At 72.1% G+C, this 17,173-nt stretch carries 15 protein-coding genes; 13 read left to right on the top strand and 2 right to left on the bottom strand.

Annotated features, from left to right (window positions below; genetic code table 11):
• Positions 1 to 16 precede the first annotated feature (16 nt).
• From IW248_RS17710 to IW248_RS17700, 3 genes are all read left to right on the top strand, one after another.
• Positions 17 to 1,372, top strand: a complete 1,356-nt coding sequence (locus IW248_RS17710) for a hemolysin family protein (RefSeq protein ID WP_196927887.1) — start codon at positions 17 to 19, stop codon at positions 1,370 to 1,372.
• The gene (locus IW248_RS17705) at positions 1,369 to 2,433 is read left to right on the top strand and encodes a hemolysin family protein (protein WP_196927886.1); all 1,065 of its coding nucleotides are present in this window, start codon (positions 1,369 to 1,371) and stop codon (positions 2,431 to 2,433) included. The genes IW248_RS17710 and IW248_RS17705 overlap by 4 nt, the downstream gene beginning before the upstream one ends.
• Before the next feature lie 141 nt (positions 2,434 to 2,574).
• The gene (locus IW248_RS17700) at positions 2,575 to 3,504 is read left to right on the top strand and encodes a sporulation protein (protein WP_196927885.1); all 930 of its coding nucleotides are present in this window, start codon (positions 2,575 to 2,577) and stop codon (positions 3,502 to 3,504) included.
• 135 nt (positions 3,505 to 3,639) lie between these two features.
• Here IW248_RS17700 and leuE read toward each other — a convergent pair whose 3' ends face one another.
• Entirely contained in the window at positions 3,640 to 4,311 is a 672-nt protein-coding gene (leuE, locus tag IW248_RS17695) for a leucine efflux protein LeuE (protein WP_196930251.1), read from the bottom strand.
• Entirely contained in the window at positions 4,311 to 5,555 is a 1,245-nt protein-coding gene (locus IW248_RS17690) for a bifunctional pyridoxamine 5'-phosphate oxidase family protein/GNAT family N-acetyltransferase (RefSeq protein WP_196927884.1), read from the bottom strand. Before IW248_RS17690 ends, leuE begins: the two co-directional genes overlap by 1 nt.
• 36 nt (positions 5,556 to 5,591) lie before the next feature.
• Here IW248_RS17690 and IW248_RS17685 point away from each other — a divergent pair, with 36 nt between their 5' ends.
• From IW248_RS17685 to rny, 10 genes are all read left to right on the top strand, one after another.
• The gene (locus IW248_RS17685) at positions 5,592 to 6,932 is read left to right on the top strand and encodes an aminotransferase class I/II-fold pyridoxal phosphate-dependent enzyme (RefSeq protein WP_196927883.1); all 1,341 of its coding nucleotides are present in this window, start codon (positions 5,592 to 5,594) and stop codon (positions 6,930 to 6,932) included.
• 251 nt (positions 6,933 to 7,183) lie between these two features.
• The gene (locus tag IW248_RS17680; RefSeq protein ID WP_196927882.1) at positions 7,184 to 7,888 is read left to right on the top strand and encodes a UdgX family uracil-DNA binding protein; all 705 of its coding nucleotides are present in this window, start codon (positions 7,184 to 7,186) and stop codon (positions 7,886 to 7,888) included.
• 149 nt (positions 7,889 to 8,037) lie between these two features.
• Positions 8,038 to 9,642, top strand: a complete 1,605-nt coding sequence (locus IW248_RS17675) for a flavin monoamine oxidase family protein (protein ID WP_196927881.1) — start codon at positions 8,038 to 8,040, stop codon at positions 9,640 to 9,642.
• Positions 9,643 to 9,753: 111 nt separating this feature from the next.
• Positions 9,754 to 10,335: a hypothetical protein gene (locus tag IW248_RS17670; RefSeq protein WP_196927880.1), complete on the top strand. Its 582-nt coding sequence runs from the start codon at positions 9,754 to 9,756 to the stop codon at positions 10,333 to 10,335.
• Between the two features lie 108 nt (positions 10,336 to 10,443).
• Positions 10,444 to 11,835: an MFS transporter gene (locus tag IW248_RS17665; RefSeq protein ID WP_196927879.1), complete on the top strand. Its 1,392-nt coding sequence runs from the start codon at positions 10,444 to 10,446 to the stop codon at positions 11,833 to 11,835.
• 5 nt (positions 11,836 to 11,840) lie between these two features.
• On the top strand, positions 11,841 to 12,041 hold the full coding sequence (locus tag IW248_RS17660; protein WP_030489422.1) for a DUF3046 domain-containing protein: 201 nt from the start codon (positions 11,841 to 11,843) through the stop codon (positions 12,039 to 12,041).
• Positions 12,042 to 12,225: 184 nt separating this feature from the next.
• Positions 12,226 to 13,272, top strand: a complete 1,047-nt coding sequence (gene recA, locus IW248_RS17655) for a recombinase RecA (protein ID WP_053656326.1) — start codon at positions 12,226 to 12,228, stop codon at positions 13,270 to 13,272.
• Positions 13,273 to 13,286: 14 nt separating this feature from the next.
• Complete coding sequence (locus IW248_RS17650) at positions 13,287 to 13,976, top strand: regulatory protein RecX (RefSeq protein WP_196927878.1); 690 nt, start codon at positions 13,287 to 13,289, stop codon at positions 13,974 to 13,976.
• Positions 13,977 to 14,025: 49 nt separating this feature from the next.
• Entirely contained in the window at positions 14,026 to 14,730 is a 705-nt protein-coding gene (locus tag IW248_RS17645) for a 3-keto-5-aminohexanoate cleavage protein (protein WP_196927877.1), read from the top strand.
• A 554-nt stretch (positions 14,731 to 15,284) separates the two neighbouring features.
• A complete protein-coding gene (gene rny, locus IW248_RS17640) occupies positions 15,285 to 17,051 on the top strand; it encodes a ribonuclease Y (protein WP_196927876.1) in 1,767 nt (588 codons plus the stop codon).
• Positions 17,052 to 17,173 lie beyond the last annotated feature (122 nt).

Below are 17,173 nucleotides of genomic sequence, written 5' to 3'. Positions count from 1 at the left end.
GAGCCCTGAGCGACCCGTGTTGATCGTCGTTGGTCTCCTTCTGATAATTCTTCTCACTGCCGCCACCGGTTACTTCGTGGCGCAGGAGTTCGGCTACGTCGCCGTGGACCGGGGCAAGCTGCGCCAGCTCGCCGATGACGGCGATCAGGCCGCCGCCCGGGCCCTGACCGTCACCAGCCGGCTCTCCTTCATGCTCTCCGGCGCCCAACTCGGCATCACCGTCACCGCGCTGCTGGTCGGCTACGTCGCCGAGCCGTACCTGGGCGGCGGCCTCGCCGACCTGCTCGGCGTGGCCGGCGTCAGCGAGGCGGTCAGCCTGCCCCTGTCGGTGGGGTTGGCCCTGGTCATCGCCACCATCGTGCAGATGGTCCTCGGTGAGCTGGCCCCGAAGAACCTGGCCATCGCACGGGCCGTGCAACTGGCCCGGGCGCTGAGCCGATCCACCCTGATCTACCTGGCCGTCGCCGGGCCGCTGATCCGGCTCTTCGACCGGGCATCGGTCCGTCTGCTGCGCCGAATCGGTATTGAACCGATCGAGGAGTTGCCCAGCGGCGCCACCCCGGCGGACCTGGAACAGATCATCGCCGAGTCCCGCGAGGAGGGCAGCCTCGACGCCGAGATGTCCACGCTGCTCGACCGAGGTCTGGACTTCCGCGAGCTGACCGCCGGCGAGGCCATGGTGCCCCGCGTCGACGTGCACACCGTACGGGCGCACGAACCGGTCAGCCGGGTGGTCGAACTGCTGGACACCGGCCACTCCCGCTTCCCCGTTCGCGGTGCGGAGGGCGTCGACGACCTGCTCGGCATCGTCGGCATCGCCGACGTGCTCGGCGTACCCCCGGGGGAGCGGGCCACCACCCCGGTGAGCGCGGTGGCCGGGCCGCCGCTGCTCGTGCCGGAGACGTTGCCCCTGCCCACGGTGCTCGACCGTCTGCGGTCCGGGCACCGGCAGATGGCGTGCGTGGTCGACGAGTACGGCGGCTTCGCCGGCGTCATCACGCTGGAGGACATCGCCGAGGAGCTGGTCGGCCCGATCCGCGACGAGGACGACCCACCGGAGCGGGCACCGGCCCGGCAGGACGACGGGTCCTGGGTGGTGCCGGCCCGCTGGCGGATCGACGAGGTCGCCGACAGCACAGGTATCGCACTGCCCGAGGCCCCCGAGTACGACACCCTGTCCGGGTTGGTGATGCGGGAGCTGGGCCGGGTGCCGGAGGTCGGTGACCGGCTGGAGATCAGCCTGCAACCCGAGGGGGCGGACGGCGAGGACAACGAGATGGAACCCCGGGCGCTGGTCGAGGTGCTGGCGGTGGACCGGCACGTGGCCGACTCGGTGCGGTTGCAGCTGACCAAACCGGGGGTGAGCGCGTGAGCCCCGGGATCGCGCTGTTCAGTTCGGTGATCCTGCTGGCGCTGAACGGGTTCTTCGTGGCCGCCGAGTTCGCCCTGGTGGCCAGCAAGCGCTACCGCCTGGAGCAGGCGGCGGCGAACGGTGGTCGAGCGGCACGCGCCGCGCTGGATGGCGTCCGCGAGCTGTCGCTGATGCTGGCCGGCGCGCAGCTCGGCATCACGCTGTGCACCCTGGGTCTCGGCGCGCTGGCCGAGCCGGCGATCGAGCACCTGCTCAGCCCCCTGCTGCACGCGGTGGGCCTACCGGACGCGGCCAGTCACCTGGTCGCCCTGGTCTTCGCCCTCGGGGTGGTGACCTTCCTGCACCTGGTGGTGGGGGAGATGGCGCCGAAGTCGTGGGCGATCACCGACGCGGAGCGCTCGGCGACGCTGCTCGCGTTGCCGTTCCGCGCCTTCGCCCGGGTCTCCCGGCCGGTGCTCTCCGCGCTGAACGCCCTGGCCAACGCGATCCTGCGGCTGTTCGGCGTCAACCAGCAGGACCAGCTCGCCCAGGTGCACGGGCCGGACGAGCTGCGGATCCTGCTGGAGCAGTCCCGTGAGCACGGGCTGCTCGGCGCCGAGCAGCACCAACTGCTGACCAGCATGCTGGAGTTGCAGGGCACGTCGGTGGCGCAGGTGATGGAACCGTTCGCCACCATGGTCACCGTCCGCCGGAACGACCCGGCCGAGCGGATCGAGGAGGTCAGCCGGGACAGCGGCCGATCCCGGCTCGCGGTGCTCGACGAGGCGGGCGACGTGTGCGGCCTCGTGCACGTCCGGGAGGCGGTACGGGTGGTCACCACCGGCCGGGTCGCCACCGCCGGGGAGCTGATGACGCCCGCGTTCACCCTGCCCGCGACGTCCTCGGTGACCGAGGCGGTGGCGGCGATGCGGGCCCGGCAGTCACAGCTCGCGTTGGTGCGCAACGGCGGTGGTCCGGCCCGTCCGATCGGCTTCGTGGCTCTGGAGGACCTCCTGGAGGAGGTCATCGGGGAGTTCGACGACGAGACCGACACGGTCCCGCGCGGGCGGCGTTTGCGATGAATCGGATGGGTGGTCGCGTTCCGTCGAGGTTGGGGTGATCTTGCGCCGGATCCACGAGAGCTGGGGTGATCTTGCGCTGGATCCGCGACAGTTGAGGTGGCCTCGCGACGGCGAGGCCACCCAGCCTGGCGGGAGGGCGCGGTGCGGCTGACGGGAGTGTCCCCGGAGTCCGGTCGGACCGGGCTCTCCGTGCAGACCACGCTCCCCAACCCGAGCACCCGGCCGGGCTTGCGCCTACCCGGGCGGGTGACCCTCGCGGCCGGCCCGGACGACGTGCTGGTGCGACACATCCGGCTCGGCCTCGTCACCACTGTCGAGCCGGATGACCCGGCCGCGGCCCGCCGTCTCATGCAGTTCCACCACCTCCCGATCGCCGGCCGGTTCGTCGTACCGGCCGGTCGGCGGCGGGCTGTCGACTTCGCGTTCCCGCTGCCGTGGGAGACCCCGGTGACCACTTTCGGCGGGGTGCCACTGCTGAGTCTGCGGATGGGCCTGCGGACCGAGGTGTCGCTCGACCCCGACCTTGACCAGGGGGCCATGGTGCCGGTCTTCGTGCACCCGATCCCCACCCAGCAGCACGTGCTGGCGGCGCTGGACACACTGGGCTTCCTGATCCGCCAGTCCGGGTTGCAGGAGGGCGGGTTGCCGGGGGTGGAGCACACCCTGCCGTTGCACCAGCGCTGGGGCTACTGGGTGGGGCCGCTCTACGCCGGCCCGATCACCGAACTGGAGGTGATCTTCGTGACCAACTCGGCGGGCCTGGAGGCGATCCTCTGGATGGATCGCCGGCTGGCGCTGGCCGGCATCACGCACCAGAGCATCAGCCGGTTCCGGATCTGGCACGAGGACGCCGACCGGCGGGACTGGGTCGCCACAGTGGACGGCTGGATCCGCCAGGCGATCAACCGGCACGCCGCTGCGGCCGCCCACGCCGACTGGTCCGCGCAGATCGCGGGGTCCGCCCACACCAGCCGCCACCCCGACGAGCCGATCCGACCGGGCTACGGCCTCGGCGGCACCGCCGGCGGCGCGGGCGTGGGAGGCGGCGGCTCCGGCGGCGACGGCACCTGACCAGCCCGCCCTGCCCTACCCCGCGCCCAGCGTCGCCGCGATCTTGCACTTTCTGCGGAGACAAATATGGTCAAAGCACGCGTCCCGACCACCGAAAGTGCAAGATCGCGGCGACGCTGGGTGCGGGGCCGGGGGTTAGCCGGCGCTGGCGGTGGCCAGCTTCAGGCTGAAGGCCAGGAAGAGGGCGGCTATCGCGGTGGTGCCGCCGGCCGCCAGGCGGCGGCGTTGGCGGAACTGGGTGGCCAGGAAGGTGCCCGCGAAGATCAACGCGGTCAGGTAGAGCGCGCTGGTCACCTGCGCGATCAGCCCGAGCAGCAGGAACGACAGCGCCGGCCAGGCGTAGCCGGGGTCGACGAACTGGATGAAGAACGAGATGAAGAACAGGATCGCCTTCGGGTTCAACAGGCTGATCACCAGCGCCTTGCGGAACGGGCTGCGCATCGCCGCCGGCTCCGCGGCGTCGATGAGCCGCGGCGTGCTCGGGTCGTTGCGGTCGCGCCAGCGCCGCGCGGCGCCGAGCAGCATGGTCACCCCGACATAGCCGAGGTACGCGGCACCGGCGTACTTGATCACCATGAACAGCGGCGGGTACGCCTTGAGCAACGACGCCACCCCGGCGGCGGAGAGGAACATCAGCACCCCGTCGCCGACGAACACGCCAGCGGCGGCCCGGTAGCCGACCGCGACGCCCCGTTTGGCCGCGGTGGAGAGCACGAAGAGCGAGTTCGGCCCGGGCAGCAGGATGATGGCCACGGTGCCCAGCACGTACGTCCAGATGTCGGTGATCCCCAGCACGCCCGCCATCATCACGCCACCGGTGCCGTCCGCAGAAGTCTTTTTCGCAGCCTGGCCTGTGCGTTCGGCCACTCGTCGACGGTCATCGCGTACTGCACGGTGTCCCGCCAGGAGCCGTCCGGGCGTTGCCTGTGCATCCGCAACACCCCCTCCCGGGTCGCGCCGAGCCGTTCGATGGCCGCCTGGGAGCGGACGTTGCGGATGTCGGTGTGCCAGGCGACCCGTACCGCGCCCAGGTCGTCGAAGGCCCGACTGAGCAGCAGCAACTTCGCCTCTGTGTTGATCCCGGTACGCCACCAGGGCCGGCCGAGGAAGGTGTGCCCGATCGCCACCGCCCGGCGTTCCGGGTCGATGTCGTAGTAGGAGGTGGTGCCCACCACCGCCCCGGTCGCCGCGCACCGCTGCACCCAGGCCACCCGTTCGCCCCGGTGTTGGGCGGCCAGGGCGGTGCCGATCACCGCGGCGGTTTCGGCGGGGGCGGTGGGCGCCGCGACGCTGAGGTGCCGCCACACCTCCTCGTCCGCGGTGGCGGTGTGCAACTCGTCGGTGTGCGCCAACTCCAGCGGCTCCAACCGAACGTGCTCGCCGTGCAGCGGCACGGGGTCGTGCCAGGGCGTGCGGGGCGTCCGCAGGTACGCCGGCAGCGGCGCGGTGACCCCGGCGTCCGGTTCGGGTGGCCCGGCGGTGAGGCGCAGCGGCAGCACGCCGGCCCAGTGCGGCAGGTGCAGGTCGGCCTCGTCCTCGCGAACCCCGCCGGCGCGGGCCCGGACGGACACCTCCCGCAGGGGCAACGCCAGTACGGCGGTCTCGGCCAGCTCGCGTCGGCTGGGCGGACGGGTGGCGGTGCTGCGTCCGGCGCCGACCTTCTCGACAAGCGCGGTGAGCATGGCGAGCTTCTCCCGCTCGTCGGTGACCAGTCGGGCGGTGCCGTGGGCGACGACCGAGCGGTAGTTGGCGCTGTGGTGGAACTGGGAGCGCGCGTAGACCAGCCCGTCGAGCACTGTCACCGCGACGCAGACCGGCAGCCCGTCGTCGCCCCGGGCGGCTAGCAGTGGCCGGCTGCCGGTGGACCCGTGCAGGTAGAGGGTGTCGCCGATGCGGACGTGCAGGGTGGGCAGCACCCGTGGCTGGCCGTCGACGACGAAGCTGAGTGCGCAGTCGTACGCCTCGTCGAGCAGGGCGTGGGCGGCGGCCCGGTCGTAGCTCATCTTGTCGCGGGAACGGTGGGGTGTGGTCCGGGCGGTGGGTGGATACATGCGCGCGCCCCTTTGTTCTAGTACAATCTCTTATTTGTGTCAGCACACTATCAGCTCACCGGTACGACAGCCGTCGAGATTTCGGCCAGCATCGAGTCGGGCATCCGTACCGGCGCACTGTCGCCGGGGGCCGCCCTGCCGCCCGTGCGGGCACTCGCCGCCGAGTTGGGGGTCAGCCCAGCCACCGTCGCCCGCGCCTACCAGGAGCTACGCCAGCGCGGCCTGCTCGCCACCGCCGGTCGGCACGGCACCCGGGTACGCCCCCGCCCGCCGGTGGCCGCCCGCCGCTCCGCGCTGCGCCCCGCACCGTTGCCCGGCGCCCGAGACCTGTCCCGAGGTGAACCCGACCCCCGGCTGCTTCCCCCGCTGGGCCCGCACCTGGCGGCGCTCGCCGCCGACAGCGGCCCGTCGGTCGGCTACTCCGATGCCGGAGTGCTGCCCGAACTGGCCGAGGCGGCCCGCGCCCGGCTGCGCGCCGACGGCGTACCGGCCGGGGAGTTGACCCTCACCGGCGGGGCGCTGGACGGCATCGAGCGGCTGCTCGGCGCCCACCTGCGCCCCGGTGACGCGGTGGCGGTCGAGGACCCGGGCTGGGCCAACCTGCTCGACCTGGTCGCCGCGCTGGGGCTGCGCCCGATCGGCGTACCGCTGGACGACGAGGGGCCGTTGGTCGCCGGGGTGGCCGCGGCGCTCGCCGCCGGAGCGCGGGCGCTGATCGTCACCAGCCGGGCGCAGAACCCGACCGGCGCCGCCGTCTCCGCGGCCCGCGCCGAGGCGCTGCGGACGCTGCTCGCCGGCCGACGGGACCTGCTGTTGATCGAGGACGACCACGCCGCCGAGCTGGCCCGCGTACCCCTGCATCCGCTCGCCGGTGCGACAGTGAGTTGGGCCTTCGTCCGCTCGGTGAGCAAGCCCTTCGGCCCGGACCTGCGGATGGCGGTGCTGGTCGGCGACGAGACGACGGTGGCCCGGGTGAGTGGCCGTACCCGGGTCGGCGCCGGCTGGGTCTCCACAGTTCTGCAACGCCTGGTGCTCGCCCTGTGGCGGGACCCGGCGGTCACCGAGTTGGTGCAGCGCGCGGCGCTGAGCTACGAGCGGCGGCGCGAAGGGCTGCTCGCCGCGTTGGCCGGGCACGGCCTGACCGCGCACGGTCGCAGCGGCATCAACGTCTGGCTGCCGGTCGTGGACGAGACCAGCACGGTGACCGCGCTCCGCGACGCCGGCTGGGCGGTGGCACCCGGCGCTCTCTACCGGATCGCCGCCCCGCCCGCCCTGCGCATCACCGTCAGCTCCCTGGACACCACCGACCTGGCCCCCCTGGCCGCAGCCCTGGCCCAAGCCGAAAACCCACCCCCCACCCAGGGCTTCCCCACCTGACCCGTCCCGTCGCGGGGGTTTGCGGCGGGGGAGACGGGTATGCGGGCGCCCGGAGGTGTGGGGATATGGCTTCTGGTGGGGCTCGTAAGGGGATTTGGATCGCCATCGCGGTGGCGATCATCATCATCGTCATCGTGCTGATCGCGATCGCGTCCGGCGGGGACGGGGGCGGTAACGGGTACTGACGCGAGGCGGCCGGCGCGTCGGGGCGTACCCGGCGACGAGCATCGAACGGGTATATAACAGTCGGCATGGCCGAGCAGACCGGGAGCGCTCCGGGCGCCCAGCGGTTCATCCCGCCCGACGCCGACACGATCGACGACCTGCGCACCGCCGCCGGTGGCTGCCGGGGTTGTGAGCTGTACCGGGACGCCTCGCAGACGGTCTTCGGCCGGGGCGACGAGAGCGCCCGCGTGGTGCTGGTCGGCGAGCAGCCCGGCGACATGGAGGACCAGAAGGGGCTGCCCTTCGTCGGCCCGGCCGGCCGCCTGCTGCGCCGCGCGGTCGACGACGCCGGGCTGGACCCGGGTCAGCTGTACCTCACAAATGCCGTAAAGCACTTCCGTTTTGAGCTGCGCGGCAAGCGGCGGATCCACCAGACCCCGGACCAGGCGCACATCACCGCCTGCCGGCCCTGGCTGGTCGCCGAGTTCGCCCGGTTGCGCCCCGAGATCGTGGTGGTGCTCGGCGCGACCGCCGCCAAGGCGCTGCTCGGCCCGTCCTTCCGGGTCACCCGGCAGCGGGGCGAGCTACTGCCCTGGCCGGAGTCGGCCCAACACCCCGCGGACTTCCGGCAGGTGCCGGTGGACAACGCCGGGAAGCGGGCCGACGTGCCGCAGGCTCGGCTGCTGGCGACCATCCACCCGTCCGCCGTCCTGCGGGCCGATGACCAGGACAAGGCGTACGAGGGCCTGGTCGCCGACCTCACCGTCGTGACCCGCGCCCTGCCGGGCTAGCCGCCGACCGCAACCGCCCCGATCCGAGCCGACGGAAAGTGCCGCCCGGATCGCACGGCGAGGCGATACCCGCCGGAAACGGCGATGCGTGAACCGCGTAACAGATCCTCTGCAGACTCATGCGAGTCGATCTTGTAGGGGAGGCCGTTATGAGCGATCAGACGCAGTCGATGGTCAGCCGGCGTGGGTTCCTGCGTACGGTCGGAATCAGCGGCGGTGCCGGAGCGATGCTCGCCACCATGGGCGCCATGGGGCTGGCCCCGAGCGCTGCAGCGGCGGTCACCCCGGCATTCCGGCCGCCGGAGCGGTCCGACTTCACTCTCACCGGGCGTCCGGGCGCCAGCGTGGTCGTTCTCGGCGGCGGCATCGCCGGGCTCACCGCGGCGTACGAGCTGGGCAAGGCGGGCTACCACTGCACCATCCTTGAGGCGCGGCACCGCGTCGGTGGGCGGAACCTGACCATTCGGGGCGGCGACGTCGAGACGGACCTCGACGGGCGTACCCAGCGGGCGGGCTTCTCCGACGGGGTCTACTTCAACGCCGGGCCGGGGCGCATCGCACAATGGATGGTCACGATGGACTACTGCCGGGAGCTCGGCGTACCCATCGAGGTCTTCACCAACCAGAACGCCGACGCCTTGATCTACAACGAGTCCGCCGGGATGACCGGTCCGGTCCGGTACCGCACCGCCAAGGCCGACGTGTACGGCTACGTCTCGGAACTGCTCGCGAAGGCCACCGACCAGGGCGCGCTGGACGCCCGGCTCACCACCGAGGACCGCGACCGTCTGCTGTCGTTCCTGCAGAGCTTCGGCGCGATCGGCGGACGGACCAGCGACTGGGCGTACACCGGGACCAACCGTCGCGGCTACTCCGCCTATCCCGGCGCGGGCAACGACGTGGGAAGCCTGCTAGGGGCGCCGCCGGCACTCTCCGACGTGTTCGCCAGCAATGTGGGCAGGTACTTCTCCTTCGAGTTCGGCTACGACCAGGCCATGCTGATGTTCCAGCCGGTCGGCGGGATGGACCAGATCCCCCGCGCCCTCGCCCGGGCGGTGGGCCCGCATCGGATCCGGCTCAACGCCGAGGTGACGGGGGTGACCGACCGGGGCAGCCGGGTCGAGGTGACCTATCGGCAGGGTGGCCGGCAGTCGCAGGTCACCGCCGACTACTGCGTGGCCGCGCTGCCGCCGCACCTGATGGCTCGCGTGCCGCACAATCTCGGCACACCGGTGACCGCGGCCCTGGCCGACTTCCCGGTCACCGCCTCCGGGAAGATCGGCCTGGAGTACCGGAGCCGCTGGTGGGAGACCGATCAGCGGATCTACGGCGGCATCACCGAGACCGACCTGGACCTGTCGCACATCTGGTACCCCTCCTACGGTTTCCACGGGAAACGCGGCCTGGTCGTCGGTTACTACAACACCGGAGCGAACGCCAGGGCGTACAGCGGTCTCACGCCGGAGCAGCGCAGCGAGCGCGCGATCAGCCAGGGTGTGAAGATCCACGGTGAGAAGTACCGCAGTGAGCTGGTCACCTCGTACTCCCACGCCTGGGACCGGACCCGCTACGTCGAGGGCGCCTGGACGTCACCCCGGTACGGCACGGCCGGCTACAACCTGTTGCTCCAGCCGGCCGGGCGGGTCTATTTCGCCGGGGACTGGCTCAGCCACGAGGTGGCCTGGCAGCACGGCGCGTTCGTGGCGGCACGCTCGGCGGTCTCCGCGCTGCACCAGCGGGTGATGGCCGGCTGACCGACCCCGCCGTGCGACGTCCAGATCTTGGACACTTTCCGTTCGCACGTAACGGGAACTGTCCAAGATTGACAGTGCGTGGCGGATCGCCCGGGTGGGTATCGGGTGCCGATGGACGTTGACAACGAGGAGCGTCGTGCGGGTGCGCCCGCTGTGGCCGCTGGGCGCCGCGAGAGATGGGGGCGGTTCGTCGAGCGGGCGACCGGATTGCAGCTCATGGCCGTCTACTGGGTGCCGATGACGGTGTTCCTCGGGCTGCCGGTGCGCTGGCTCTTCGACCGACAGGACTCACTTGTCGAAGCGGTGCTGGGCGCCGCGCTGAACACCGTCTGGATCGGGCCCTCGATCTCTCTGGTGCAGCGGGTTGTGGGCGAGGCCCGCCAGGATCCTGCGGGGATCGCGCTGCGTCAGGCGCTGCGTACCGGCACCGTGCCCGAGGACGCCGCGGTACGGGCCGAACTGCCCAACTACCTCGCCGGGCAGTGGCGGGCCACCTGGGCGGCGCTGCTGCTCGTCCTGGGGGTGTGCCTCGGGCTGGTCCTGCTCGCTCTGCTCGCCGCCGACAACGAGGGCTTCGCGGTGATCTTCGGCCTGGTGGCCGCGGTCAGCGGGACCGTCGCCGCGCTCACCCTGACCCGGATCCGCCGACTGGCGGCTCTGCTGGCCGCGCCCAACCCACCGGGAACACCATGATCGCGGGGTGAGGGCGATCCGGTCGTCGGTTCGGCTGTCGGCAAAACCCACTGCCGCTGGTCGGCGTGGGTGCGCGAGGATGAGGCACCCCCGATGTGAGGAGCGCCGATGGCGACCGACCTGACCGCGCCGCGTACCGCAGTCGCCCCCGATGTCGCGTCGATCCAGCGGCGTACCCTGCGGCTGCTCTTCACCACCCAGATCATCGGCGGGATCGGCGTGACCATCGGCATCGCCGTGGGCGCGCTGCTCGCGGCCCGGATCGCCGGGACCGCGGTGGCCGGTGTCGCGCAGAGCGCCGGGGTGGTCGGTGCCGCGCTGCTGGCCGTCCCGGTCACCCGGATCATGGCGCGGCACGGTCGCCGGCCGGGCCTGGTGCTGGCGTACGCGGTCGGCGCCGTCGGCGGCGTGCTCGTGGTGCTGGCCGCGGCGACGCGCTGGGTGCCGCTGCTCTTCCTCGGCATGCTGCTCTTCGGCGGGGGCACCGCCGCGAACCTGCAGGCCCGCTACACGGCTGTGGATCTCGCCGAGCCGGCCCGCAGGGGGCGCCAGCTCTCCCTGATCGTCTGGGCGACCACCATCGGCGCGGTGGCCGCGCCGAACTTCGCCGCGCTGGCCGACCGGGTCACCACCGGCTGGGGGCTGCCCCCGCTGGCCGGCCCGTTCGCGTTCAGCGCGGCCGCGTTCGTGTTGGCTGCCGTCGTACTCCTCGGGTTGCTCCGGCCCGACCCGCTGCTCACCGCGCGGCGGCTCGCGGCGGCCGAGGCGACAGCTGCCGATCTGCCGCCGGCCGCCGACGCGACGGCGACCGCCGTGGCGGCCGAGGCGCCGGCGGCAGGTGGCGGTGCGACGTCGGCCACGGCGCCGGTCGGGGTGCGCGCGCCGCGCGGCGCCGGGATGCGTGCGGCCTGGTCGGTGGTACGCGGACAGCCAGCCGCCCGACTCGGCATCGCCGCCGTGGCGGTGGGTCACCTGGTGATGGTGGCGGTGATGGCGATGACGCCGGTCCGGCTCGGTGAGTCGCACGCCGACGCCGACGTGTTGCGGCTGGTCGGCATCGTGCTGAGCCTGCACATCGCCGGCATGTACGCGTTCTCCCCGGTGGTGGGTTGGCTCACCGACCGGCTCGGTCGACGGGCGGTGATCCTCGGCGGGGTCGGGCTGCTGCTGGCCGCCTGCGCGGTCGCCGGCACCGCCGGGCACCACACGCCCCGGCTCTCGGTCGGTCTGGTCCTGCTCGGCCTGGGCTGGTCGGCGACGATGGTGGCCGGCTCGACCCTGTTGTCCGAGTCGGTGGCGGCCGAGGTGCGGCCGAGCGTCCAGGGGCTGTCCGACCTGATCATGGGGCTGGCCGGGGCCGGGGCTGCCGTGGTCAGCGGGTTTGTCATGCAGTTCGCCGGTTATCCCGTGCTCACCCTGCTCGCGGCGGTCGCGGCGGCGCCCCTGGTGGCGCTAGCGTTGCGCCCGGTGCCGACCGGGGCACCGGACGAGGAGGGCTGATCACTGTGCGGCTGACCGACTTCTGGACGCGGTTGGACGAGGCGTTCGGGCCCGGCTACGCGGCCAGCATCGCCCGCGATCAGGTGCTGTCCCAGCTCGGCGGACGGACCATCGAGCAGGCCCTCGCATCGGGGGAGCAGACGCACGTGGTGTGGCGGGCGGTCTGTGCCGCGTACCCCGACCGCGTGCCCGCTCGACTACGCTGAGCAGCCTTTTCGTCGGTTCCGCGTGTCGCTTGCCGAGTCGTACACCTGTTCGGCTACTGTCCACAGCGGGGTGCTCGTCCACAGCTCGCGGCCCGTCGGCTGGTTTTCTGTCGGACCTAGCGCCTAGCGTGTCCGCGTGACGCGAAGCTCAGCAAAGACGCCGGCGAAGGCAGGGGTGGCAAACATGGCAGCAGGGCCTGACCGGGAGAAGGCACTCGACCTTGCTCTCGCTCAGATTGACAAGCAATTCGGCAAGGGCTCGGTGATGCGGCTGGGTGACCGGCCGGTCGTCCAGACCGCAATCATTCCGACCGGCTCCATCGCGCTCGACGTTGCCCTCGGCATTGGCGGCCTGCCCCGTGGCCGGGTGGTCGAGATCTACGGCCCCGAGTCCAGCGGTAAGACCACGGTGGCACTGCACTCGGTGGCCAGTGCCCAGCGGCTCGGCGGCATCGCCGCCTTCATCGACGCCGAGCACGCGCTCGACCCGGAGTACGCGAAGGCCCTCGGCGTCGACACCGACGCGATGCTGGTCTCGCAGCCGGACACCGGCGAGCAGGCGCTGGAGATCGCGGACATGCTGATCCGCTCCGGCGCGATCGACATCATCGTGATCGACTCGGTGGCGGCCCTGGTGCCGCGCGCCGAGATCGAGGGCGAGATGGGCGACAGCCACGTGGGCCTCCAGGCCCGGCTGATGAGCCAGGCGCTCCGGAAGATCACCGGTGTGCTCAGCAACACCGGCACCACGGCGATCTTCATCAACCAGCTGCGGGAAAAGATCGGCGTCATGTTCGGCAGCCCGGAGACCACCACCGGTGGTCGGGCGCTGAAGTTCTACGCCTCGGTCCGGCTCGACGTGCGACGCATCGAGAGCCTCAAGGACGGCACCGACGTGGTCGGTAACCGCACCCGGGTCAAGGTTGTGAAGAACAAGGTCGCCGCGCCGTTCAAGCAGGCCGAGTTCGACATCATGTACGGCAAGGGCATCTCGCGTGAGGGCTCGCTGATCGACGTCGGCGTGGAGCAGGCGATCATCCGCAAGTCCGGAGCGTGGTACACGTACGACGGTGACCAGCTCGGCCAGGGCAAGGAGAAGGCCCGGGAGTTCCTGAAGGAAAACCCGGACGTGGCCGCCGAGATCGAGAAGAAGATCCTGGAGAAGCTCGGCGTCGGGGTCGGCGCGGGTGACGCCGCCGGTGGCCCGGAGCTGCCGCCCGTCGACTTCTGACCGGTCGCTGACCCATGGCAGGACGACGCGCTCGTACGGGGCGGGGCTGGGATGCCAGTCCGCCTCGTACGGGCGATGCCACCGATCCGCCCCGCCCTCGACGAGGCCGCCAGGCCGAGCCACAGGCGGACAAGCCGGCGTCCCCTCCTCGCGACGAGTCGGAGGTGGCCCGCGAGATCTGTCTGCGCCAGCTCGCCGTCCGACCCCGCACCCGGGCCGAGTTGGCCGGGGCGTTGGCCAAGCGGGGCATCTCCGAGGAGGTCTCGGCCGAGGTCCTCGACCGGTACGACGAGGTCGGCATCATCGATGACGCCGCGTTCGCCCGGGCCTGGGTGTTCAGCCGGCACGCCGGGCGCGGCCTCGCTCGCCGGGCGCTCGCCAACGAGCTGCGCCGCAAGGGTGTGGACGGCGAGGTGGCCACCGAGGCGCTGGGCGAGCTGGACGAGGAGACCGAGGCGGACACCGCCCGTGGCCTCGTGGAACGCAAGCTGCGCACCGCCCGAGGTGAGCCGGATGCGGTCTTCCGCCGGCTGGTCGGCATGCTGGCCCGCAAGGGTTACCCGCCTGGCGTGGCCATCCGGGCGGTGAAGGACGCGCTGGCCGCGCAGAGCGCCGAGGCGGCCGAGTTCGCCGAGCAGATCGACGCCGACGCGCTCGCCGATGCCGAGGGTGAGTTGGAGCGCGACAACCGTCTGGTCGACTGAGCGGCTCGGTGGGCGGTCCGCTGCGACTCCCGATGGGGGTGCGGGCCTGGTGTTGAAGGCATGTCTGAACGGCGGGCGTGACCGGCGGGCCCATCCGGCCGTGCCGCTCACAGCTGCGGAGTTGGCAGCCGATGCGGCCCGCTGCGCGGCGCTCGGCGTCGCGGCCGTGCACGTCCATCCCCGGGACGAGACCGGCGCCGAGTCGCTGCGCCCGGCGGTGATCGCCGACGCGCTGACCGCGATCCGTGCCGCCCGGCCGGGGCTGCCGGTCGGGGTGAGCACCGGAGCCTGGATCTCGCCGGATCCGGCTGCCCGGGTGGCCGCCGTCCGGGCCTGGCCGGTGCTGCCCGACTTCGCTTCGGTCAACGCCCACGAGCCCGGTGCCGAGGCGGTCGCGGCCGCCCTGCACGAGCGCGGTGTGCTCGTCGAGGCAGGGCTGTGGACGCTCGACGCGGTCGCGGCGTACCGGAGGTGGCGGGTGCCGGCCGGGCGGGTTCTGGTGGAGTGCATGGCTGAGGACGTGGCGGTCGCGTTGGCCGACGCCTCCCGGGTTCTCGCCGCTCTGCCGGCGGACGCGCCGTCGGTGCTGCTGCATGCCGAGGGTCCGGCGACCTGGCCGGTTCTCGCCGAGGCGGTGAGCCGGGGTCTGGACGCCCGAATCGGGCTCGAGGACACCCTGTGCCTGCCGGACGGCTCACCCGCTGCGGACAACGCGGCGCTGGTGGCGGCGGCGGTGGCGGTCGGCGCCAGCTGACTTGGGTGAGACGGATCTGTCACACCTCGCTCGGTCGTCGTCCTCGTCCGACACCCCACTGGGTGGGGCTGAGCAGGCCCGACACGTCCAGTGGGCAGCACACCTCGCGGAGTTTGTCCCCTCCTGTCCGGCGCGACATCAGCGCGCGGTGACGGTTCAACTTCGCTCCGTTCGGGGGGTTTGATCATGAGTCCTTGACCAGAGCACCCCCGGCGACCTAGCCTCGCCATACAGGCTCACATTGCCCGACCAGCGCAGGCTAAGCGCACAACATAGATCGCGTAACAGAACAGCATCACTTTGGCCGACTCCGCGGCCTTTGGCGGCAGTTCCGGACAGGCCGGTCCGGAACGCTGCGACAACTGCACCCGGTCGCCGACGCTGCCCACGGGCACCGCCGGCGGAGAAAGCTACCCACGGCCAGCCGCTCCGGTCGGGCGTCCACAGCCGCAGGAGTGTGCCCCCGGCACGGTCGCTGCGGTCTCGACGTTAGGGGAGGCGGCCATGGCGGGGCGGCGGCACAGGTTCATCGGTAGACCCGACGGGGTCCCGGCATGAACGCGTTCGACGTCGTGCTCCTCGCGGCCGTCCTCGTCCTCGCGGTGGTGGTGATCGGGGCCGTGCTGGTTGGCATCCGGACCATGCGCCGGATGGGCGCCGCGCCGGCTCCGGAGGATCCCGCCTTCATCGCCGAGAAGGACCGCCAGGAGCAGTCCCTCGCTGCTTTACGGACCGCGGCCGACGAGGCGAACAGCACTATCGACGTGGCGAAGTCCGCGGCCGCCGCGGCCCGTACCGAGGCGGCGGCGGCGAAGGCCGAGGCGAAGGCGGCCCGCGCCGAGGCGCGTCGGGTCCTCGACGACGCCCGGGCCGAGGCGGACACCGTCCTGGAACGCGCCCACAAACAGGCCGAGGCGGACGCCGAGCAGTTGCGGACGGCAGCCCGGCGCAGCGGCGAGCGGGAGGTCGCGGTGCTCGCCGCCACCACCCGGGAGCAGGCCGCCGAGGTGGAACGTCGGGCAGCTCGGATGGACGAGCGGGAGCGGATGCACACCGAGGAGGTGGAGCGGTTCGCCGAGCGGGAGCGGCAGCTCACCGCCGCGAAAGCCGCCCTCGCCACCCGGGAGGCCGCGCTCGCCCAGCGGGAGGCCGAGCTGACCGAGTCGGAGGAACTGCGCCGCCGGGAGCTGGAGCGGGTCGCCGGACTCACCGCCGACTCCGCCCGCCTGGAGCTGGTCGACGCCATCGAGACGCAGGCCAAGCGGGAAGCCGCGCTGCTCGTGCGGGACATCGAGTCCGACGCGCGCAACACGGCCGAGCAGCGTGCCCGACACATCGTGGTGGACGCGATCCAGCGGGTCGCCAGCGAGCAGACCGCGGAGAGCGTGGTCAGCGTCCTGCACCTGCCCGGTGACGAGATGAAGGGGCGGATCATCGGCCGGGAGGGGCGCAACATCCGCGCCTTCGAGTCGGTGACCGGCGTCAACCTGATCATCGACGACACCCCCGAGGCGGTGCTGCTCTCCTGCTTCGACCCGGTCCGTCGCGAGGTGGGCCGGGTGACCCTGGAAAAGCTGGTCCTGGACGGGCGCATCCACCCGCACCGGATCGAGGAGGTCTACGACCTGGCCCGGCAGGAGGTGGAGCAGCTCTGCCTCCGCGCCGCCGAGGACGCCCTGGTCGAGGTCGGCATCACCGAGATCCACCCGGAGCTGGTGACCCTGCTCGGCCGGCTGCGCTACCGCACCTCGTACGGGCAGAACGTGCTCAAGCACCTGGTCGAGACCGCCCACATCGCCGGCATCATGGCTGCCGAGCTGCGGTTGGACGTGCCCATCATCAAACGGTCGGCGTTCCTGCACGACATCGGCAAGGCGCTCACCCACGAGGTGGAGGGCAGCCACGCCATCATCGGCGCGGACCTGGCCCGCAAGTACGGCGAGCACGAGGACGTGGTGCACGCCATCGAGGCGCACCACAACGAGGTGCCGCCGCAGACCATCGAGGCCGTCCTCACCCAGGCCTCCGACGCCTGCTCCGGCGGTCGGCCGGGCGCGCGTCGGGAGAGCCTTGAGGCGTACGTCAAGCGGCTGGAGCGGATCGAGGAGATCGCGGCCGGCAAGATCGGCGTGGACAAGGTCTTCGCGATGCAGGCCGGCCGGGAGATCCGGGTGATGGTCAAGCCGGACGACGTGGACGACATCGGGGCGGCCGTGCTGGCCCGCGACGTGGCCAAGCAGATCGAGGAGGAGCTGACCTACCCGGGTCAGATCCGGGTCACAGTGGTCCGCGAGTCCCGGGTCACCGAGATCGCCCGCTGAACAGCCCGATCACCAGGAGCTCAGCAACATCGGGGTGTCCCCTTCTTGGGGACACCCCGATGTCTGAAAAATCGAGTCAATCATGCGCGTGCTGCTCGGCGGCGCGGCCCGGCGGGACGCCG

Origin of the sequence: Micromonospora ureilytica (assembly GCF_015751765.1) — a bacterium.
GTDB classification, from domain to species: Bacteria; Actinomycetota; Actinomycetes; order Mycobacteriales; family Micromonosporaceae; genus Micromonospora; species Micromonospora ureilytica.
This window is presented reverse-complemented; position numbering and strand designations above follow the sequence as displayed.